This is a genomic window from Skermanella mucosa (assembly GCF_016765655.2).
GTDB classification, from domain to species: domain Bacteria; phylum Pseudomonadota; class Alphaproteobacteria; order Azospirillales; family Azospirillaceae; genus Skermanella; species Skermanella mucosa.
Genome location: NZ_CP086107.1, coordinates 171,447 through 191,374 on the forward strand (window position 1 = coordinate 171,447; position 19,928 = coordinate 191,374).

The following is a 19,928-nucleotide window of genomic DNA, read 5'->3' on the forward strand; positions in this document are numbered from 1 at the left end:
GCGGCGGCCCGCCGTTTCCGCGGCCGCTTCCGGGGAGCCCGCTCCGCTCCGATCCGCAGGATCATGCCATCATCCAGATATCCGCCTTCACGGCCATGTAGGTCAACCAACGACGGAAGAATAAGCGCCGGTACGCCGTCGCAGCCAGTATTGTGATCATCCTTCACGATCGCCCTCTGGGCAATCAATGTAGCATCGCTACTGCCGGACACGTCAGGGTGCATTTCAGGTATGGATCATTATACTTGGTGCCCTGCGACTGTTTCGGGCGGCGATCCATGAATATCGGAGGTCATAGACCGTGGTCTGGCGAATAGCCATTTCACGACTCCGAATGCGTCGGTGCGATATGCCACGGTGGTCGGCGGCACTCGAGCGGTGCCCGATCAGGTGTACCCGGCCGGGACAACTGTTTCAAGCGTCGGGCTCTGGCCCGAAACATCGCGGCGAGTGGGTGGGCGGGGAGGAACCGCCGGGCCTGCCGCATCAAGGCCGATCCCGCTGCACCGGCGTCTGGCGGAATGTCATTCCGCCAGGAAAGCCGCGATTTGGGGCGCAGCCTGGGCTATATGCAAGACCCCGTTCAGATGCCCGTTGGGGCCGCCGATGGCAAACGTCTCGACCGGGGTGCCGTTCGCCGCGATCGCCGCCGCCGTCCGCTCGATCCAGGGCTGCGGAAAAACAAGGTCGCTCGGTGAGTAGACGATCAGCGTCGGCGTTCTGATCCGGGCGGGGTCGGCCCCGGCGAGTTGATTTGCCCGCACCATGTAGAGCAGCGTGTTGGCATCGACGACGGGTGCCCGCAGCGCGCAGGCCTTGTCGATGAATTCCTCGATCTTGAACCGGTTGGCGAGCGCATCCGCCGGATCGCTTCCCGGCAGGGCGGGTTCCTTGCCGAACCCGCCCGCCCATCCCGCCTGGCTGGCGTGCAGCATGATGGTCTTCAAGGCAAGCCTGGCGCCTTCCGTCGGCGGTTCCCCGCCGTAGTAGTCGCCACCGCGCCAGTTGGGGTCCAGGCGGATCGGCTGCGCCCAGATGTCGAGCCACGCGATCAGGAACGGGTCGCCGCCCGCAGCACCGATGACGGGAACGATCCGCTCCACCATGTCGGGATATGCCGTGGCCCACTCGTAGGCCTGTAGCGCGCCCATCGAGGGACCGACCACGGCTTTGAGCCTCGAGATGCCCAGGCTCTCGACCAAGGCCTTCTGGACAGTGACGAAGTCGCGGATCGAGACGACCGGGAAGCTCATCCCGTAGGGCTTTCCCGTGTCCGGATCGATCGAGGCGGGGCCTGTCGTCGTGACCTTGGGATCGTTGACGTTGATGTTGACGAGCGTGTCGGAGGACAGGACGAAGTAGCGGTCCGTATCGATCGCCTTGCCCGGCCCGATGATGGCGTCCCAATAGCCGGGCGCCTCATCGGCGGGCGAATACCTGCCAGCCGCGTGGCTGGTCGCGGAGAAGAAGTGCGTGACGAGAACGGCGTTCGACCCGTCGGCATTCAGTTCGCCGTAGCTTTCCCAGCCGACCCGGACGGACTTGAGCGTAGCCCCGCGGGACGTGGTGAAGTGCTGCAGCTCGAACACCTTCTTCTCGACGATCATCCCGTTTCCAAGGGAGGCGGTCATGGGATCTTCTCCTGGTGCCAGGGGGGATGTCCGGACGCCGGGACCGCCGGCACCGGCCCTTCTCGACGAACCCGACCTCATTCGACGGCCGGCCGGCCGGCGGCCTCGAAAACGTGCGGCGCCATTTCGCGCCGCCGCAACTCGTCGCCAAGCTTCAAGCGCATGAACGCGCTGGTGGTGTAGCGGGACGCCTTGTCGTAGAAGCGGGCATGGACGTCGCGCACCATATCGAACCAGGTCCCGGCGATCACGGGATCGATGACGCATCCGTCATAGTCGATCACCGCCGAGACCTTCCGCCCGAGCGGCTCGATCATCGACCTCACCTGTTCCCGCACCGCTTCGACCTGCTCCTCCCGCCGCACGCGGTAGCCGGTCAGGTCGATGAACAGCATCGACCGGGTGGCATCGAGGGTGAAGCGCTCCGCCAGCGGGCGGTTGAGCAGAATGGCGTCGAGACCCATCGCCGCGGTGCGGAACAGCCGGTCGTCCATGGGCTTGGGGTCGGTCATGATCGGGCGGAAATCCATCAGGGCCAGGATGTCCCGCTCCGGATCGATGCCCGGAGCCACCTCCACCAGAGCCAGGCCGGCCGGCGTCAGCTGGAAAACGCATCGTTCGGTGACGTAGAGCACCCGCTGCCCGGCGGCTGCCGCCAAGCCTCCGTTGAAGGTCACCTCCTCGACCGCCGCCACGAACTTGCGGCTGCGCCCCTCCCGGGCGATGCGAAGGCTGCCGTCGCCCGTTTCGATCCGCAGTCCGCCGGCGGTGAAGGCGCCGGCGAAGACCAGCGCCCTGGCGTTCTGCGTGATGTTGATGAAGCCGCCGGCACCCGCGAACCGGTCGCCGAACCGGCTGACATTGACGTTGCCCCGGGCGTCGGCCTGCGCCATGCCGAGGCAGGCGAGATCCAGTCCGCCGCCGTCGTAGAAGTCGAACTGCTGGTTCTGGGCGATGATCGCCGAGGGGTTGAGCGCCGCGCCGAAATCGAGCCCGCCCTGCGGTATGCCGCCGAAGATGCCGGGTTCGGCGGTGAGCGTCACCTGATCCAGCAGGTTCTCCTCCCTCGCCACGGCGGCCACGGCCTCGGGCATGCCGATGCCCAGATTGACCACGCCGCCCATGGGAAGCTCCATCGCGCAACGGCGGGCGATGATCTTCCGTTCGTCCAGGGGGAGGGGTGGAATCCGGTCCATCGGCACCCGCAACTGGCCGGAGAAAGCCGGGCTGTAGGCGGTGGCGTAGGTCTGGACGTGATGCTCCGGGGGAGCCAGGACGACGCAATCGACCAGCGCGCCCGGCACCACGACCTGCCTTGCCGGCAGGGCGTCCGTGGCCGCCAGGCGTTCGACCTGCGCTATGACGAAACCCTTGCTCGCCTTGGCCGCCATGGCGATCGCCAGGTTGTCCAGGACCAGCGCCTCGCGCTCCATGCTGATATTGCCGTCGGGGTCGGCGGTGGTGCCGCGAAGGATGGCGACATCGACCGGGATGGCCTCGTAGAACAGCCACTCCCGCCCGTCGATCTCCATCACCCTGACGAGATCCCGCGTGCTGATCTGATTTAGCTTGCCGCCGCCCCGGCGCGGATCGACGAAGGTGCCGAGCCCGACCCGGCTCAGCAGGCCGGGGCGCCGTCCGGAGATTTCGCGGAAAAGCTGCGAGATGCAGCCGAGCGGCAGGTTCCAGGCCTCGATCAGGTCGTCGGCGGCCATCCTGCCCAGCTTGGGCACCAGCGACCAGTGCCCACCGACCGCGCGCCGGATCAACCCGCGATGGGCCAGGCGATTGAGCCCGCGATCCTTGCCGTCGCCGGGCGCCGCCGCGAACAGGAGGCCCAGGTCCCTGGGCTCGGCACTGGCCAGGAACCGCTTTTCCAGCGCCGCGAAGATAGCGTCGGGCGTGCCGACGCCGACGAAGCCCGACGTGGCGACCATGTCGCCCGAGCGGATGATGGCGACCGCCTCGTCAGCATTGACCACCTTGTCCCGTATCGGCATGGTTTCCTCCAGGGTCGCCGCAGCATCGCCCGTTCGCTCTCAGAGTTTCACGACCTGCCGGATCGCGGTGCCGTCGTGCAGCCGGTCGAAGCCCTGGTTGATCTCGTCCAGCGTCAATATCCCGGTCATCAGCCGGTCGACCGGCAGCCGGCCGCGCCGATAGAGCTGGATGAAGCGCGGGATGTCCCGGCTGGGTACCGCCGTGCCGATATAGCTGCCCTTGAGCGTCCGCTCCTCCGCCACGAGGTTGACCGCGGGCAGCGGCATGGTGGCGTTCGGCGGCGGCAGGCCGGCGGTCACCGTCGTGCCGCCCCTGCGGGTGATCCTGTAGGCGAGTTCGAGCGCCCGGACCGAGCCGGCGAGTTCGAACGCGAATTCCACCCCGCCGCCGGTGGCGCTCCTGACCTGTTCGGCGCAGTCCGGGTCCTTGGCGCTGAAGGTCGCGGTGGCGCCCAGTTCCCGCGCGAAGGCCAGCTTGTCGTCGGCGAGATCGATGGCGACGATCTCGCGCGCGCCGGCCGCCACGGCGCCGAGCAGCGAGCACAGCCCGACGCCGCCCAGGCCGATCACCGCCACCGAGGCGCCGGCCTGGACGCGTGCCGTGTTGACGACCGCCCCGACGCCGGTAAGCACGGCGCAGCCGAACAGGGCGGCTTCCTCCAGCGGCAGGTCCGGATCGATCTTCACCAGCGAGTGGCGGGAGACGGTGGCGTAGTCGGCGAAGCCGGAGATGCCGAGATGATGGCGGACCGTCGTGCCGTCGGCCCGGTGCAGCCGGCTCGCCCCGGAAAGCAGCGTCCCGGCGCCGTTCACGGCGGCGCCCGGCTCGCACAGGGCGGGCCGGCCCTCGGCGCAGGGGCCGCAATGGCCGCAGGAGGGGACGAACACGCAGACCACATGGTCGCCCCGCGCGAGGTCGTGGACCCCGGGTCCGACCTCCTCCACGATGCCGGCCGCCTCGTGCCCGAGCGCCATCGGCAAGGGGCGCGGCCGGTCGCCGTTGATCACCGAAAGGTCGGAATGGCACAGGCCCGCGGCCTTGATCCGGATCAGCGCCTCGCCCGGTCCGGGAAGGTCGAGTTCCAGTTCCTCGATCGCCAGCGGCTTCGAGGTTTCATAGGGCGCGGTGGCGCCCATGGCGCCCAGCACGGCGGCTTTGATCTTCATCCCATCGACCTTTCGGAGTCGGTTCCATCGGCGCGCGGGTCGTGGTAGGCGGCCCTGAGCTCGTCCACCAGCACCCGCATGTTCTCCGAATAATCGATCGGGACGGTGACGAGATGCACGCCGCCGCCCTTGAACGCCGCTTCGAGCGCCGGCACCAGATCCTCGGTCGCTTCGACCCGCGATCCCTTGGCGCCATAAGCTTCCGCGTATTTGACGAAGTCAGGGTTGCCGAAGGTCAGGCCCCAGTCGGAGAAACTGTCGACCGCCTGCTTCCAGCGGATCATGCCGTAGCCGTTGTCGTCGAGGATCAGGACGACGAGGTTCAGTTTCAGGCGGACGGCGGTTTCCAGCTCCTGGGAGTTCATCATGAACCCGCCGTCACCGCATACCGCCAGCACGCGCCGGTCGGGATGAAGCATGGCCGCCATCATCGCCGAGGGCAGGCCCGCCCCCATGGTCGCCAGCGCGTTGTCGAGCAGCACGGTGTTGGGGACCCAGGTGCGGTAGTTGCGGGCGAACCAGATCTTGTACATGCCGTTGTCGAGGGCGACGATGCCGTCCTCCGGCATGACCCGGCGGACATCGTGGACGATCCGCTGCGGCGTCGGCGGGAAGCGGCCTTCCGTGGCGCGATCGGTGATCCGCGACAGGATTCCCTCCCGGAGCGAAGTCAGGGCGGATGCCGATCTCAGCTTGCCCTCGAGCCTTTCGGACAGCAGCGCCAGACTGGGGCCGACGTCGCCGACCACCTCGGCATGCGGGAAATAGACCTGTTCGACATTGGCCGGCGTATAGCTGATGTGGATCACCTGCGGCCCGTCACGACCCATCAGGAACGGCGGCTTCTCGATCGTGTCATGACCGATGGTGATGATCAGGTCGGCCCGGTCGATCGCCTCGTGGACGTAGTCCCGCTCCGAGAGAGCCGCCGTGCCCATGTAGAGATTGTGGCCGCCAGCCACGGTGCCCTTGCCCATCTGCGTGTTGAAGAAGGGTATCTGGGTGCGGGCGATGAAGTCCGTCAATCCGGCGCTCAGGCGCGGGCGGCTGGAGGCGGCGCCCAGCATCACCAGTGGCCGCTCCGCCTTCAGGATCATCTCGGCCGCGCGGTCGAGGGCGGACGGCGGCGCTACCGGCTGTTCGATCGGATGGGGCGGCACCATGGGAAGATCGGGAACCTCCTCGCCCGCGATGTCTTCCGGCAGCTCCAGGTGGACCGGCCCCGGCCGCTCCTCCATGGCCACGCGGAAAGCGTCCCGCACCAGGGTGGGGATGGAGCCCGTGCTCACGATCTGGCGGGTCGACTTGGTCAGCGGCCGCATCGTCGCGATCATGTCGACGATCTGGAAGCGGGCCTGCCGGCTGGTCATGATGCCCTTCTGACCCGTCAGCAGGATCATCGGCATGGCGCCGAGATAGGCATAGGCGGCGCCGGTCACGAGGTTCAGCGCGCCGGGACCGAGTGTCGAGATGCACACTCCCGGCCGGCCGGTCAGACGCCCATGGGTCGCCGCCATGAACGCCGCCGTCTGCTCGTGCCGCGTGAGGACAAGCTTGATGCGCGATTTGCGCAAAGATTCGACGACGTCGAGATTCTCCTCGCCGGGTACGCCGAAGATGAAATCGACACCCTCGTTCTCAAGCGCTGCGACCAGCAGGTCGGATCCTTTGGTCATCATCCCTCTCTTTTTCAACTAAATCTCTTGATCGCAAAGGAAATCTCGGGCCATTTGACCGCTTCGGTCCGGTAAGGCGCTGAATTTTTAGCAATCCTCGGTTTCGTGTGGTGCCAAGCGAAAGAGAGCTGACTTCCGATCGAGGATCTTCACTTCCAGGCGGCGATGTTGGCTTACGCCCTGTCTCCGCCATTCCAAGATTGTTTATACGGACAGTTCCTGGAGATGGAGAATTCAAGCCAAGGCATCAACATTTTCCAAAAGAGGGGACCGGGAGAATCTTACAAAATGGCGATGTTGCTGTCTTGCGAACACGGGAAAAACCGCCAAGCACAAGTGATGTCTAACTGCATAGACCGCTTGACCCAAAACCACTTTGAAACGAACAGATTCAAAGCGAGAAAGTTTGTCTCTCTGGTAAAAAATTATGTGGTAACCAGATATTTTGATCGACTGTAGAAACCCAAACCGTTGCGAAGTCCGGGGAATGTAGATGTTGCTTCCGCTACCTGGTTCTGCGATGCGTTCGGCCACCACCCAACCTACGGTTTGATGCGGAGCAGGGGTGATGCGGGCCGTCTATCGTAGGTTGGGCCGTGGCCCAACGCATCGGCCCGCCTGTTCCGGCCGGATCAAGCGAGGGTCTCCGCGGGATCGTTGCGCCGCCCCGATGTTGTCCAACTGCTTCCGGTGCACGACGAGGAAATCCTCAGCCGTGCTGGCGCCGCCTGCGGGAAGCCTCCTCTCGACATGGCATCCCCTCCAAGGCCGATCGCCCTCTCAGCGGCCGTTGGCTTTCCGCCAGGCGGCGAACCGGGTGCGGGTTTTCTCCTCGGTCGCCGGGTAGAGGCCGAGGATCGAATGTCCTGCCATGACCTGCTCGGTGACGAAATCCTCGAACGCCGTCATTTCCACGGCCTCGTCGGCGATCTCCTCGGCCATGTGGGCCGGGATCACGATGACCCCTTCGGCGTCGCCGACGATCACGTCGCGGGGGAAGACCGGCGCGTCGCCGCAGCCGATCGGCACGTCGATGTCGATGGCCTGGTGCAGGGTGAGGTTGGTCGGGGCCGACGGCCGCTTGTGAAAGGCGGGAAAATCGAGTGCCGCGATATCGCCTGAGTCCCGGAAACCGCCGTCGGTGACGATGCCGGCGACGCCGCGCTTCATCAGCCGGGAGACCAGGATCGATCCGGCGGACGCCGCCCGGGGATCCTTGCGGCTGTCGATCACCAGGACGGCGCCTTCCGGGCACTCCTCCACCGCCTTGCGCTGGGGATGTCCGCGGTCCTGGAACACCGTGATCGGGTTCAGGTCCTCACGGGCGGGGATGTAGCGCAGCGTATAGGCTTCGCCCACCATCGGGGTATTGGCGGGATTGAGCGGCCGGACGTCCTGGATCATCTGGTTGCGGAGCCCCCGCTTGAAGAGGGCGGTGGCCAGGGTCGCAGTGCTGACGGTCTTCAGCTTGTCGCGCGTTTCCGGCTTGAGGGTGTTCATGGTCGGGGTCCCGGATCTTTCAGGCATGGTTCTTCCTGCCCGGCGGAACGGCCGCCGGGCAGGGAACGAAGGTCGGAGCGCCGTTTCAGGCGGGGTTCCTGAACCTGGCGGCAAGCTGTTCGGAGGTCCGGGCCAGCAGGCCCACGTCGGAGCCGACGGCCGTGAACAGGCAGCCGCGCTCGATGAAGCGGCGGGCCAACGCCTCGTCGCCGGTCAGGATCCCGGCGGCTTTGCCGCACGCCTTGATCCTGTCGATCGCGTCCTCGATGGCCGCGGTCACGTCGGGGTGGCCGGGTTGGCCCAGGTAGCCCATGTCCGAGGACAGGTCGCCGGGGCCGATGAATACGCCGTCGACTCCCGGAACGGCGGCGATCTCCTCCAGGTGGCCCAGGGCCTCGCGGGTCTCGACCTGGACCAGCACGCAGGTCTCCTCCGCCGCCCGGGCGTAGTAGTCCTTGACCCGGCCGAAGCGCGACGCCCGGGAGGCGGAGGCGAACCCACGCACCCCGTCCGGCGGATAGCGGGTCGAGGCGACCGCCTGCCGGGCCTCCTCGGCGTTCTGGACATAGGGGATCAGGAAGGTCTGGACCCCGGCGTCCAGGTAGCGCTTGATCGTCACCATGTCGTTCCACGGCGGCCGGACGATCGGGTGCGCCGATCCGCCCACCGCCGCCTGGAGCTGGCCGTAGACCATGGGCAGGTCGTTGGGCGCGTGCTCCGTGTCGATCAGCAGCCAGTCGAACCCGGAACCGGCCAGGATCTCGACCGAGATGTTGCTGGACAGGCTCGACCACAGGCCGATCTGCTGGCGGCCTTCCTTGATCGCCTTCTTGAAGCTGTTGATGGGCATGTCCATGGCGTTTCCTCGTCGTTTTGTTGCTTGCCGGTCCCGGTATGCGGAGCGGTCAGTGGATCTCCGGCTCCCCGGCGGGGGCCGCGGAGGTTCCGGTCTCCAGGAACTTGAAGTCGCAGCCTTCGTCGGCCTGGCTGACAAACTGCGAGAACATCGCGCCGTAGCCCCGCTCGAACCGGGGTGCGGGAGCCTTCCACGCGGCGCGCCGGCGGGCAAGCTCGTCCTCGCCGACCCGGAGTTCCAGCCGGCGGGCGGGGATGTCCAGCTCGATCACGTCGCCGTCCCTGACCAGGGCCAGCGGGCCGCCGACGAAGGATTCCGGCGCCACGTGCAGCACGCAGGCACCGTAGCTGGTGCCGCTCATGCGGGCGTCGGAGATCCGCAGCATGTCGCGAACGCCCTGCTGGAGCAGCTTCCTCGGGATCGGCAGCTGGCCCCATTCCGGCATGCCGGGCGCTCCCAGCGGGCCGGCGTTGCGCAGCACCAGCACCGAGGTGGCGTCCACGTCCAGGTCGGGATCGTCGATCCGCGCCGCCATGTCGTTGTAGTCCTCGAACACCACGGCCTTGCCGGCATGGCGGTGCAGGTGGGGCTCCGCGGCGGGCGGCTTGATCACGGCGCCCTTGGGCGCCAGGTTGCCGCGCAGGACGGCCAGGCTGTCCGACGCGACCACCGGATTGTCGAGCGGCCGGATCACCGCGTCGTCGAAGACCTTGAAGCCCTCGATGTTGGCGCCGAGCGTCAGGCCGTTGACGGTCCGGCAGTCCCGGTCGATCAGGCCGCCCAGCCGCGCCAGCATCGCGCGCAGGCCGCCGGCGTAGTAGAAATCCTCCATCAGGTGCTTGCCCGACGGGCGGATGTCGGCGAGAAGCGGCGTCTTCCGCGCCAGCTCGTCGAACCGCTCCAGCGTCAGCTCCACCCCGGCGCGGCGGGCCATGGCGATCAGGTGGACCACCGCGTTGGTCGAGCCGCCCAGCGCCAGCACGGTGGTGACCGCGTTGTCGAAGGACCGCGGCGTGACGATGTCGGATGGCTTCAGGTCGTCCCAGACCATGTCGACGATGCGCTTGCCGGTCAGAGTCGCCATCGCGGCGTGGCGCGAGTCCGGCGCCGGAATGCTGGAGGCGCCCGGCAGCGTGAAGCCCAGCGCCTCGGTGGCGCCGGTCAGGGTGGACGCCGTCCCCATGGTCATGCAGTGGCCGGCGGAGCGGGCGATGCCCTGCTCGACGCCCTGCCAGTCGTCCTCGGTGATGTTGCCGGCGCGCAGCTCGGCCCAGTATTTCCAGCTGTCGCTGCCCGAGCCCAGCACGGCGCCGCCCCAGTCGCCGCGCAGCATCGGGCCGGCCGGCATGAAGATGGTCGGCAGGTCCATGGAGAACGCGCCCATCAGCAAGGCCGGCGTGGTCTTGTCGCAGCCGCCCATCAGCACGCAGCCGTCCGCCGGGTACGAGCGCAGCAGCTCCTCGGTCTCCATCGCCAGGAAGTTGCGGTAGAGCATCGTGGTCGGTTTCTGGAAAGGCTCCGACAGGGACATGGCCGGCATCTCGACGGGGAAGCCCCCCGCCTGCCAGACGCCGCGCTTGACCTCCTCGACCCGCTGCTTGAAATGGGTGTGGCAGGGGTTGATGTCGCTCCAGGTATTGATGATGGCGATTACCGGCTTCCCGGCATAGTCGGACCGGTCGTAGCCCATCTGGGCCGTGCGCGACCGGTGCCCGAACGAGCGCAGGTCCTTGACCCCGTACCAGCGGTGGCTGCGGAGCTCTTCGGGTTTCTTCCTGGACATTGTCTGTTTCCCCTCCCGCGCCTGCCCGCGCGGGTTTTCCGGCACTCGGCATGATAACGCTAACACGGTCATGTTAACGGTACCGGGAAACCATGCAAAGCCTTTTGTGGCAGGGTTGGGCCGGTGACCGGCACCGCTTGGATCGGGGGCCGCGCGGTGATAATGTCAGCGCTATCTGTTCGACGAACATCTTGCAAGGCAGGCTCCCCGTGGCCCGTTCCGCCCCCGCGTCCCCCCGCCGCAAGGCCGCCGACGGCAATCCGGCGCCCGAGCGGCCGGGCGGCGGACACGCCTCCGGCCGGTCATCCGGCAGCGTGACGCTGAGCGACGTGGCCAAGCTGGCCGGCGTGTCGCCGATCACGGTGTCGCGCGTGCTCAACCGGCCGGAACTGGTGACCCGGGACACCATCGAGATCGTGCGCCAGGCCATCGCGCGGACCGGCTACGTGCCCAACCTGCTCGCCGGCGGACTCGCCTCCAGGCGCAGCCGGCTGGTCGCGGCGATCGTCCCGACCATATCGAGCTCGATGTTCGCCGAAACCGTGGAGGCGCTGACCGACAAGCTGGCGGAGGCCGGATACCAGGTACTGCTCGGTCTGTCGGGATATCCGGCGGTCCGCGAGGACGACCTGCTGGACGCGATCCTGGGCCGCCGGCCCGACGGCATCCTGCTGACCGGCATCATGCATTCGCACGCGACCCGGCGGCGGCTGCTCGCCGCCGGAATCCCGGTGGTGGAGATCTGGGACTACACGCCGACCCCGATCGACGCGCTGGTCGGGTTCTCTCACGAGAGGGCAGGGGAGGCGGTCGCCCGGCATCTCCTGGCCAAGGGGCACCGGCGGCTGGCCGTGATCGGGGCGGACGACGACCGGGCGATGCTCCGGCGGAAAGGCTTCCGCGCGGCGATTGCCGGCGACGGAGCCGGGCAGGGCGTCGCCGACGCCGCCACCGTCACCGTACCGGCCCCGGGCACCCTCAGGACGGGCCGCGAGGCCATGGCGCGGCTGCTGGAATCCGATGATCGGCCGGACGCGGTCTTCTGCAGCTCCGACATCGTGGCTCAAGGTGCGCTGGCCGAGGCCCTGTCGCGCGGGCTCTCGGTTCCCGGCGATCTGGCGGTCATGGGCTTCGGCGATCTCGACTTCGCCGCCCATACCTTCCCCGCGCTGTCGACCGTGCGCATAGACCGGCGGGCCATGGGCCGCATCGCCGCCGAAACCCTGCTGGCCCGGATGGAAGGCCGGACCGACCTCGACCGGGTCATCGACATCGGCTTCGAGGTGATCGAGCGCGCCAGCACCTGAGTGCCGGACCGGCGTTTCCTACCCATATTTCGTCCTGCATGCTGTATGATCAATCTGCCGGCTTGCGCCAAACTCATATGATGAGTACTAGTTCGGCGGGGCTGGCCGGTCATGGGCATCGGGTTCGGGCATCGGGTTCGGGAGTAGGGACATGGCGATCGTCGCACGGGCCAGGGGGCGCAAGCCCCTGAGCTCCCAGGTGGTCGAGGCGCTGCGGCGCGAGATCGAGGAGGGCGACTACGCGCCGGGGGACAAGCTGCCGGCCGAACCGGTGCTGGTCGAGCGCTTCGGCTTCAGCCGGACGGTCATCCGCGAGGCCATCGCGGCGCTCCGGGCCGACGGCCTCGTCGAGTCACGCCACGGCGCCGGCGTCTTCGTCCTGGGACCCCGGCGGAACCCGGAAGGCGTCGAGCTCTTCACCCAGGCGACCGACAGGATCTCCGACATCATCGAGGAACTGGAACTCCGCATCGGCATCGAGGTCGAGGCGGCGGGCCTCGCGGCGCTGCGCAGCTCTCCCGCCCAGGAGGCGGAGATCCAGTCCCAGCTCGAGATCTTCGGCCAGCTGGTCGAACGCGGGCTGCCGACCGACCAGGCAGACTTCGATTTCCACATGGCGATCGCCCGCGCCACCAACAACGGCCGGTTCAAGGCCTTCCTGGAGCATGTCGGCCGCCGCATCATTCCCCGGGTGAAGTTCCGCAGCGTCATGGGCGGGGTCGATCCGCTGCCGAGCCGGGACCGGATCCTGTTCGCGGAACATACCGAGGTCGCCGAAGCCATCTGGGCGCGCGATCCCGAGCGCGCCCGCGAGGCGATGCGCCGCCACCTGCTGGGCGGCATCAAGCGCTACCGGGCGCTGACCCGCCCGAAAGCGCCGCCGGCCGGGCCGGATAAGGCTTGACAGGTCCCGGTAATCATCATACGACTCGGGAAAAGTCATATGATGAGAAGGGTGGTGGATGTCTCCCGCTGAAATCAAGTCCCGCCTGTCCTCGGGCCTGCTGTCGTTCCCGGTCACCCATTTCGACGCCGACCTGCGCCTGAACCTGGACAGCTACGGCCGCCATGTCGAGTGGCTGTCCGGCTTCGGCGCCGCGGCGCTGTTCGCCGCCGGCGGAACCGGCGAGTTCTTCTCGCTGTCGCCGCAGGAGATCGCCGACGTGACCCGCACCGCCAAGGCGGCATCCGGCGAGGTTCCCATCATCGCCGGTTGCGGCTACGGCATGGCGCTGGCCACGGATATTGCCCGAAGGGCCGAGGAAGCCGGGGCCGACGGGCTGCTGCTCCTGCCGCACTACCTGATCGGCGCGCCGCAGGAGGGCATCCACCGGCACGTCAAGGCGGTCTGCCGGTCCACCGGGCTCGGCGTCATCCTCTACAACCGGGACAATTCCGTGGTGAAGGCCGACACCCTGGCCCGGCTGGCGGACGAGTGCCCCAACCTCATCGGGTTCAAGGACGGCACCGGCCAGATCGACACGGTGCGCGCGATCACCGCGAAGCTGGGCGACCGGCTCTGCTATATCGGCGGCATGCCGACGCACGAGCTTTATGCCGAGGCCTTCAACGCGGTCGGCGTCACGACCTACTCCTCGGCGGTGTTCAATTTCGTCCCCGACCTGGCCCAGCGCTTCTACCGGGCCATGCGCGGCAACGACGCCGCCACCATGGAAGGCATCCTGAAGGACTTCTTCTTCCCGTTCGCGGCGATCCGCGACCGGCAGGCCGGGTACCCGGTGTCGATCATCAAGGCCGGCGTCGAGATCATCGGCCGCACCCCCGGCCCGGTGCGTCCGCCGCTGACCGATCTCACGCCCGAGGAGAAGGACATGCTCCGGAGCCTCGTCGCCTGCGCCGCCGGCTGAGCGGAACCCGCCCCTGATCCGACTTCGGAGACGGCGGCGGCAACAGATAGAAGAAACACGGAGGAAATCCCATGACACGCAGAACTGTGCTGTCCGTCGCCTGCGCCATGCTGATGGCGTCCGCGGCCCTGCCCGCGGCGGCCCAGACGGGAGGCGACGCCATCACGGTCGTCCTGCCGGAGCAGCCGGGCAATCTCGAGCCGTGCGGCAGCATCATGACCAATGTCGGCCAGATCCTGAACCAGAACGTCACCGAGCCGTTGACGGTCATCGACCCGGAGAACGGGACGCCCCGGCCCAAGCTCGCGACGTCGTGGGAACGGGTCGACGACACGACCTGGCGCTTTCGCCTGCGCGACGGCGTGAAGTTCCACGACGGCGCCGACTTCGACGCCGAGGCGGCGGCCTTCTCCATCCGGCGGATGACCAGCGGGGCCTTCACCTGCAACAACATCGCCAAGTTCGGCAGCGCGAAGCTGACGGTGACCCCGGTGGACAAGTCCACCCTGGAGATCCGGACCGAAACGGCGGAACCGATCCTGCCCGCTCTGCTGAGCGTCGCGATGATGGTTTCGCCGAAGACGCCGGCCGACCGGGCGGTCAACGATCCGGTCGGCACCGGGCCCTACGAGCTGGAAACCTTCACGCCCCAGACGGTCGTCCTGGAGCCGTTCGACGGCTACTGGGGCGAGACGCCCGACATCGCCAAGGCGACCTATGTCTGGCGCGCGGAGTCCTCGCTCCGGGCCGCGATGGTCCAGACCGGGGAGGCCCAGCTGACGCCCGCGATCGCGATCCAGGATGCCACCGACCCGGAGACGGACTTCTCGTACCTGAACTCCGAGACCACCGCGATCCGGATCGACACCGGCAAGGCGCCGCTCGACGACGTGCGCGTCCGTAAGGCGCTCAACCTCGCGATCGACTGGCAGGGCATGGCGGAGCTGTTCGGCGACGACGTGCTGCGCGCTTCCCAGATGGTCGTCCCCGGCATCAACGGCCACAACGCGTCCGTCGAGCCCTGGACCTACGATCCGGACCGGGCGGCGAAGCTCCTGGAGGAGGCGCGGGCGGACGGCGTCCCGGTCGGTACCGAGATCAAGCTGATCGGCCGCAACGGCATCTATCCCAACGGCAACGAGGCGCTGGAGGCGATGATGACGATGTGGGAGGCCGTCGGCTTCAACATCGATCTGACCATGCTCGACGTGGCGGACTGGACCCGGTACCTGCAGAAGCCCTTCCCGCAGGAGCGCGGCCCCACCCTGCTGCAGATCATGCACGACAACAACAAGGGCGACGCCGCCTTCACGATCCCGATCTTCTACCATTCGTCGGGTCAGTACGCGACATTCGAAGATCCGAAGCTGGACGCGCGGATCGACGAGGCGCTGGACCTGACCGACGAGGCCCGGACCAAGGCGTTCCAGGAGATCCTGGCGGAAGTGCATGACGGGATCGCGGTGGATATCCCGATGTTCCACATGATCGGCTACACCCGCGTCGGGCCCGGCCTCGACTGGCGCCCCAACCTGACGACCAACAGCGAGATCCCGCTGGCGGAAATCCGCCTGAAGAAGTGACGCCGTTCCGCGCCGCCGCTCGCCGGCGGCGCGGCGGCCCGCTTCCGCATCTCCGACAAGGGAACTCCGACAAGGGAAATCCGGATGTTCGGTTATCTCGGAAAACGCGCCCTCCACAGCGTCGTCTCGGTCCTGGGACTGCTGGTGCTCGTCTTCTTCCTGACGCGGCTGACCGGCGACCCGTCCTACCTCTTCCTGCCGCTCGACGCGACGCCGCAGGCGCGCGAAGCCTTCTCCAGGCTCCACGGCTTCGACCAGCCCCTCTACGTCCAATTCTTCGCCTATCTGGGCGACCTGCTCCATCTCGATTTCGGGGAGTCGCTGCGCCAGAACCGCTCGGCGATGGAGGTGGCGCTGGAAGCCTTTCCCCAGACGCTGAAGCTCGCCGTGCTCGCGATGACCTTCGCCTTCGCCCTGGCGCTGGTCGTCGGGTCGCTGGCGGCGGCGAGGCCGGGAAGCCCGTTCGACCGGTTCGCCAGCCTCGTGTCGCTGGCCGGGGCCAGCGCGCCCGACTTCTGGGTGGCGATCGTCGGCATCCTGGTCTTCGCCGTCAGCCTCGACCTGCTGCCGACCTCCGGGACCGGCTCGGCGGCCCACTGGATCATGCCGGTCGCCGTCCTGATGCTGCGTCCCTTCGGCCTGCTGGTCCAGGTCGTCCGGGGCACGATGATCGGCGCCCTGTCCTCGCCCTACGTCAAGACCGCGCGGGCCAAGGGGGTGGGGCGGCGGAAGATCATCTTCTCCCACGCGCTGCGCAACTCCCTGCTGCCGGTCGTCACCGTCGCGGGCGACCTCGCCACCAGCCTGGTCAACGGCGCGGTCGTCGTCGAGACCGTGTTCGGCTGGCCGGGCATCGGCAAGCTGATGATCGACGCCATCATCCAGCGCGACTTCGCGGTGGTGCAATCGACCGTGCTGGTCACGGCGACCGCCATCTTCCTCCTGAACATCGCGATCGACATCCTCTACGCCGTTCTCGATCCGCGCATCCGGTACCAGACGTCATGACCGTGATCCCGACCGACGCGAAGGCTCAGCCGAGCGAGCCGGGCAGGGCCCGGGTCCTCCTTGGATATCTCGTCCACGACAAGCTGGCGCTGATCTCCGCGATATACCTGCTGTTCCTGATCGCCGCGGCGATCGTCGGCCCGCTGCTGGTCGGCGACCTGGCGACCAAGCTGGGCCTGCGCCAGCGCAACATGGCCCCGTTCTCCCTCGACCAGGGCTGGGCCTACGTGCTGGGCGCCGACACGCTCGGCCGCAGCATCCTGGCCCGGCTCGTGGTGGGCGCGCAGAACACCCTCGGCATCGCGGCGGCGGCCGTGCTGACCTCCGCCCTGGTCGGCGGCGCGCTGGGGCTGGTCGCCGGCTATTCCAACCGGTGGTACAGCCAGGCCATCATGCGGCTGGCCGACATCATCATGAGCTTCCCGTCGCTGCTGCTGGCGCTGATCGTGCTCTACACCTTGGGGCCGAGCATCCCCAACCTGATCATCGTCCTGGCGATCACCCGGGTGCCCATATACCTGCGGACCACCCGCGCCGAGGTGCTGGAACTGCGCGAACGCATGTTCGTGAGCGCCGCGAAGGCGATGGGTGCCGGCTCGCTGCGCATCGTGCTGCGGCACATAGCGCCGCTGGTGGCGCCCACGCTGGTCACCATCGCCGCCATCGACTTCGCCTCGGTCATCCTGGCGGAATCGGCGCTCAGCTTCCTCGGCCTCGGCATCCAGCCGCCGCAGTTCACCTGGGGCGCCATGGTCGCGACCGGGCGGGGATACCTGGCGAGCGCCTGGTGGGTCGCGTTCTGGCCCGGCTTCGCGATCCTGCTGACCACGCTGTCCCTCAACCTGCTGTCGAGCTGGGCCAGGACGGTCGCCGATCCGCAGCAGCGGTGGCGGCTCCAGACCCTGCGGAGGGCTCCGCGATGACCGGCCGGACCCTGTCCACGCGGCCCATCCTGGAAGTGCATGGGCTGACGGTCGACTTCCTGTCGGCCGGGGAACCATTCCGCGCCGTCAGCTCGGTCGATTTCCAAGTCCATCCCGGGGAAACGCTCTGCATCCTGGGGGAGAGCGGCTCGGGCAAGAGCGTCAGCACCGGCGCGATCATGGGGCTGATCGACACGCCGCCGGGCGACATCGTCGCGGGCCGGATGGTCTTCGACGGGCGCGACCTCTCGGCCATGACCGCGGAGGAGCGGCGCGACCTGAACGGCCGCCGGATCGCCATGATCTTCCAGGACCCGCTGGCCCACCTGAACCCGGTCCATACCATCGGCCGGCAGATCGCCGAGGTGTTCGAGGCCCACGGCGCCGCCCGGGGAGGGGAGGCCAGGCGGCGCGCGGTCGATCTGCTGCGCCGGGTCGGGATCCCCGACCCGGAACACCGGGTCGACCAGTATCCGCACCAGTTCTCGGGCGGCCAGCGCCAGCGCGTGATGATCGCCATGGCCATAGCTCTCCAGCCCTCCGTGATCATCGCCGACGAGCCGACGACTGCGCTCGACGTCAGCGTCCAGGCGCAGATCCTCGACCTGCTGCGCGACCTCCAGGCCGAGTACGGCATGGCGCTCGTCCTGATCACCCATGACCTGGAGGTGGCGGCCTCCATGGCCGACCGGGTCATGGTGATGAAGGGCGGCCGGATCGTCGAGGAGGGCGACGCCAGGACCGTCTTCACCCGGCCGCGGCACGACTATACCCGCACGCTGCTGTCGGCCCTGCCGCATGCCGACGACGAGGGCGCGCACCGGCGCTCCGGCACGGCCGCCGGCGAGCCGATCCTGCGGGTCGAGAACATCGTCAAGCGCTACACCCTCGGTGCCGGCCTGTTCGGCCCCGCCAAGTACGTCGACGCGGTCAACGACGTCAGCTTCGTGGTCGCCAAGGGCGAGACGGTCGGCATCGTCGGCGAGTCCGGTTCCGGCAAGTCCAGCGTCGCGCGCATCCTGCTGCGCCTCAACGAGCCGACCTCCGGCAGGGCGCTCTACAAGGGGGACGACATCTTCCGCATGGACCGGCACGCGCTGCTCAAGCTGAGGCGGAAGGTGCAGATGGTATTCCAGGACCCCTATGGGTCCATGAACCCCAGGATGGACGTGCGCTCGATCATCTCGGAACCGCTCCGCATCCACCGCGACATCCTGCCCAAGGCCCGGTGGAACGACCGCGTGGTCGAGCTCCTGGAGCTGGTCGGGCTGAAGGCGGAGCACGCCGCCCGACACATCCACCAGTTCTCGGGCGGGCAGCGCCAGCGGATCGCGATCGCCCGGGCCCTCGCCAGCGACCCCGAGCTGATCGTCTGCGACGAGGCGGTGTCGGCCCTGGACGTCTCGATCCAGGCGCAGGTGATCGATCTGCTCGCCGACCTGCGGACCCGGCTGGGCCTGTCCTACATCTTCATCACCCACGACCTGCCGATCGTCCGGCACTTCGCCGATCGCATCATCGTCATGAAGCACGGCCAGATCGTCGAGCAGGGCGCCACGCAGGCGCTGTTCTCCAACCCGCAACATCCCTACACGCGCACGCTGCTGAACGCGACGCCCCATCCCAAGTGGGAGACGGGCGCCGGCGCGCAGCCATCGCGACAGGCAGGCACATAGATGAAATTCGACAAGCAGGATCTGAAACGGGCCCTGACGGGCATCTCCGGCATCCTCGTGACGCCGTTCGACGCCGAGGACCGGCTGGCGCCCGCGCTCCAGGCGCCGATCGTGGACCGCGCGGTGGAGGCCGGCGTCCACATCCTGGTGGCCAACGGCAACACCGGCGAGTTCTACGCCCTGACCACCGACGAGGCGGAGACGATGGTGCGGACCGCGGCGCGCCACGTGGACGGGCGCGTTCCCCTGGTCGCCGGCGTCGGCCGCGCCATTGGGGACGCCTGCCGCCTGGCCAGGGTGTCGGCCGAGGCGGGGGCCGACGCGCTGATGATCCACCAGCCCCCCGACCCGTTCGTGGCGCCGCGCGGCGTCGCGGAATACGTGAAGCGCGTCGCCGACGCCTCCGGCGGCCTGCCGCTGGTGATATATCTCCGCAACGACGCGATCGGGGTCAAGGCCATCGAGGCGCTGTGCGCGGTCGAGGGCGTTGTCGGGGTCAAGTGGGCGGCGCCCAACCCCCTGAAGCTGGCCGAGGCCATTGCCGCCTGCGATCCGGACATCGTCTGGGTCGGCGGGCTGGCGGAAGTCTGGGCGCCGCCGCTCTACGCCGTCGGCGCGCGGGGCTTCACCTCGGGCCTGATCAATGTCTGGCCGGAAAGGTCGGTGGCGATCCACGCGGCCCTGGAAAGCGGAGACTACCCCGAAGCGCGCCGCCTGATCGCCGGCATGCGGGCTTTCGAGGACATCCGGGCCCAGGAGATGAACGGCACCAACGTGACGGGCGTGAAGGCGGCGCTGCGCCTGCTCGGACACGACTGCGGTGCCACCCGCCCGCCATCGGCCTGGCCGCTGACCGAGGCGCAGTCCGCGATGCTGGCCGCCTTCGTCGAGGCCAACGGGCTCCGGCGGCTTGGCTGAAGATAAAGAAACTCTGCACAAGGGGAGGAAAC

At 68.0% G+C, this 19,928-nt stretch carries 15 protein-coding genes; 8 read left to right on the forward strand and 7 right to left on the reverse strand.

What is annotated here, in order from left to right; all coding sequences use genetic code 11:
* Positions 1-524: 524 nt before the first annotated feature.
* The 7 genes from JL100_RS30725 to araD all read right to left on the reverse strand — a co-directional run bounded on the left by JL100_RS30725 (position 525) and on the right by araD (position 10,613).
* A complete protein-coding gene (locus JL100_RS30725; RefSeq protein WP_202683127.1) occupies positions 525-1,631 on the reverse strand; it encodes an E22 family MetX-like putative esterase in 1,107 nt (368 codons plus the stop codon).
* Between the two features lie 77 nt (positions 1,632-1,708).
* Entirely contained in the window at positions 1,709-3,631 is a 1,923-nt protein-coding gene (locus JL100_RS30730; protein ID WP_202683128.1) for an acyl CoA:acetate/3-ketoacid CoA transferase, read from the reverse strand.
* Between the two features lie 39 nt (positions 3,632-3,670).
* Positions 3,671-4,798, reverse strand: a complete 1,128-nt coding sequence (locus JL100_RS30735) for a zinc-dependent alcohol dehydrogenase family protein (protein ID WP_202683129.1) — start codon at positions 4,796-4,798, stop codon at positions 3,671-3,673.
* Complete coding sequence (locus JL100_RS30740) at positions 4,795-6,474, reverse strand: acetolactate synthase large subunit (protein ID WP_202683130.1); 1,680 nt, start codon at positions 6,472-6,474, stop codon at positions 4,795-4,797. The genes JL100_RS30735 and JL100_RS30740 overlap by 4 nt, the downstream gene beginning before the upstream one ends.
* Before the next feature lie 780 nt (positions 6,475-7,254).
* Complete coding sequence (locus JL100_RS30745) at positions 7,255-7,974, reverse strand: ribonuclease activity regulator RraA (RefSeq protein ID WP_202683217.1); 720 nt, start codon at positions 7,972-7,974, stop codon at positions 7,255-7,257.
* Positions 7,975-8,059: 85 nt separating this feature from the next.
* Positions 8,060-8,830: an aldolase/citrate lyase family protein gene (locus JL100_RS30750; RefSeq protein WP_202683131.1), complete on the reverse strand. Its 771-nt coding sequence runs from the start codon at positions 8,828-8,830 to the stop codon at positions 8,060-8,062.
* A gap of 49 nt (positions 8,831-8,879) precedes the next feature.
* Positions 8,880-10,613, reverse strand: coding sequence for an L-arabinonate dehydratase (araD, locus tag JL100_RS30755; RefSeq protein WP_202683132.1), 1,734 nt, complete (start codon positions 10,611-10,613; stop codon positions 8,880-8,882).
* Positions 10,614-10,822: 209 nt separating this feature from the next.
* Here araD and JL100_RS30760 point away from each other — a divergent pair, with 209 nt between their 5' ends.
* From JL100_RS30760 to JL100_RS30795, 8 genes are all read left to right on the forward strand, one after another.
* Entirely contained in the window at positions 10,823-11,920 is a 1,098-nt protein-coding gene (locus tag JL100_RS30760) for a LacI family DNA-binding transcriptional regulator (protein ID WP_228421640.1), read from the forward strand.
* A 151-nt stretch (positions 11,921-12,071) separates the two neighbouring features.
* Entirely contained in the window at positions 12,072-12,824 is a 753-nt protein-coding gene (locus tag JL100_RS30765; protein WP_202683134.1) for a FadR/GntR family transcriptional regulator, read from the forward strand.
* A gap of 58 nt (positions 12,825-12,882) precedes the next feature.
* The gene (kdgD, locus tag JL100_RS30770) at positions 12,883-13,788 is read left to right on the forward strand and encodes a 5-dehydro-4-deoxyglucarate dehydratase (protein WP_202683135.1); all 906 of its coding nucleotides are present in this window, start codon (positions 12,883-12,885) and stop codon (positions 13,786-13,788) included.
* A gap of 71 nt (positions 13,789-13,859) precedes the next feature.
* Positions 13,860-15,371, forward strand: coding sequence for an ABC transporter substrate-binding protein (locus JL100_RS30775; RefSeq protein WP_202683136.1), 1,512 nt, complete (start codon positions 13,860-13,862; stop codon positions 15,369-15,371).
* 84 nt (positions 15,372-15,455) lie between these two features.
* A complete protein-coding gene (locus JL100_RS30780; RefSeq protein ID WP_202683137.1) occupies positions 15,456-16,379 on the forward strand; it encodes an ABC transporter permease in 924 nt (307 codons plus the stop codon).
* Positions 16,376-17,302, forward strand: a complete 927-nt coding sequence (locus JL100_RS30785; RefSeq protein ID WP_202683138.1) for an ABC transporter permease — start codon at positions 16,376-16,378, stop codon at positions 17,300-17,302. Before JL100_RS30780 ends, JL100_RS30785 begins: the two co-directional genes overlap by 4 nt.
* Positions 17,299-18,978, forward strand: coding sequence for an ABC transporter ATP-binding protein (locus JL100_RS30790; RefSeq protein ID WP_202683139.1), 1,680 nt, complete (start codon positions 17,299-17,301; stop codon positions 18,976-18,978). Before JL100_RS30785 ends, JL100_RS30790 begins: the two co-directional genes overlap by 4 nt.
* Positions 18,979-19,896, forward strand: a complete 918-nt coding sequence (locus JL100_RS30795; RefSeq protein ID WP_202683140.1) for a dihydrodipicolinate synthase family protein — start codon at positions 18,979-18,981, stop codon at positions 19,894-19,896.
* Positions 19,897-19,928: the final 32 nt, after the last annotated feature.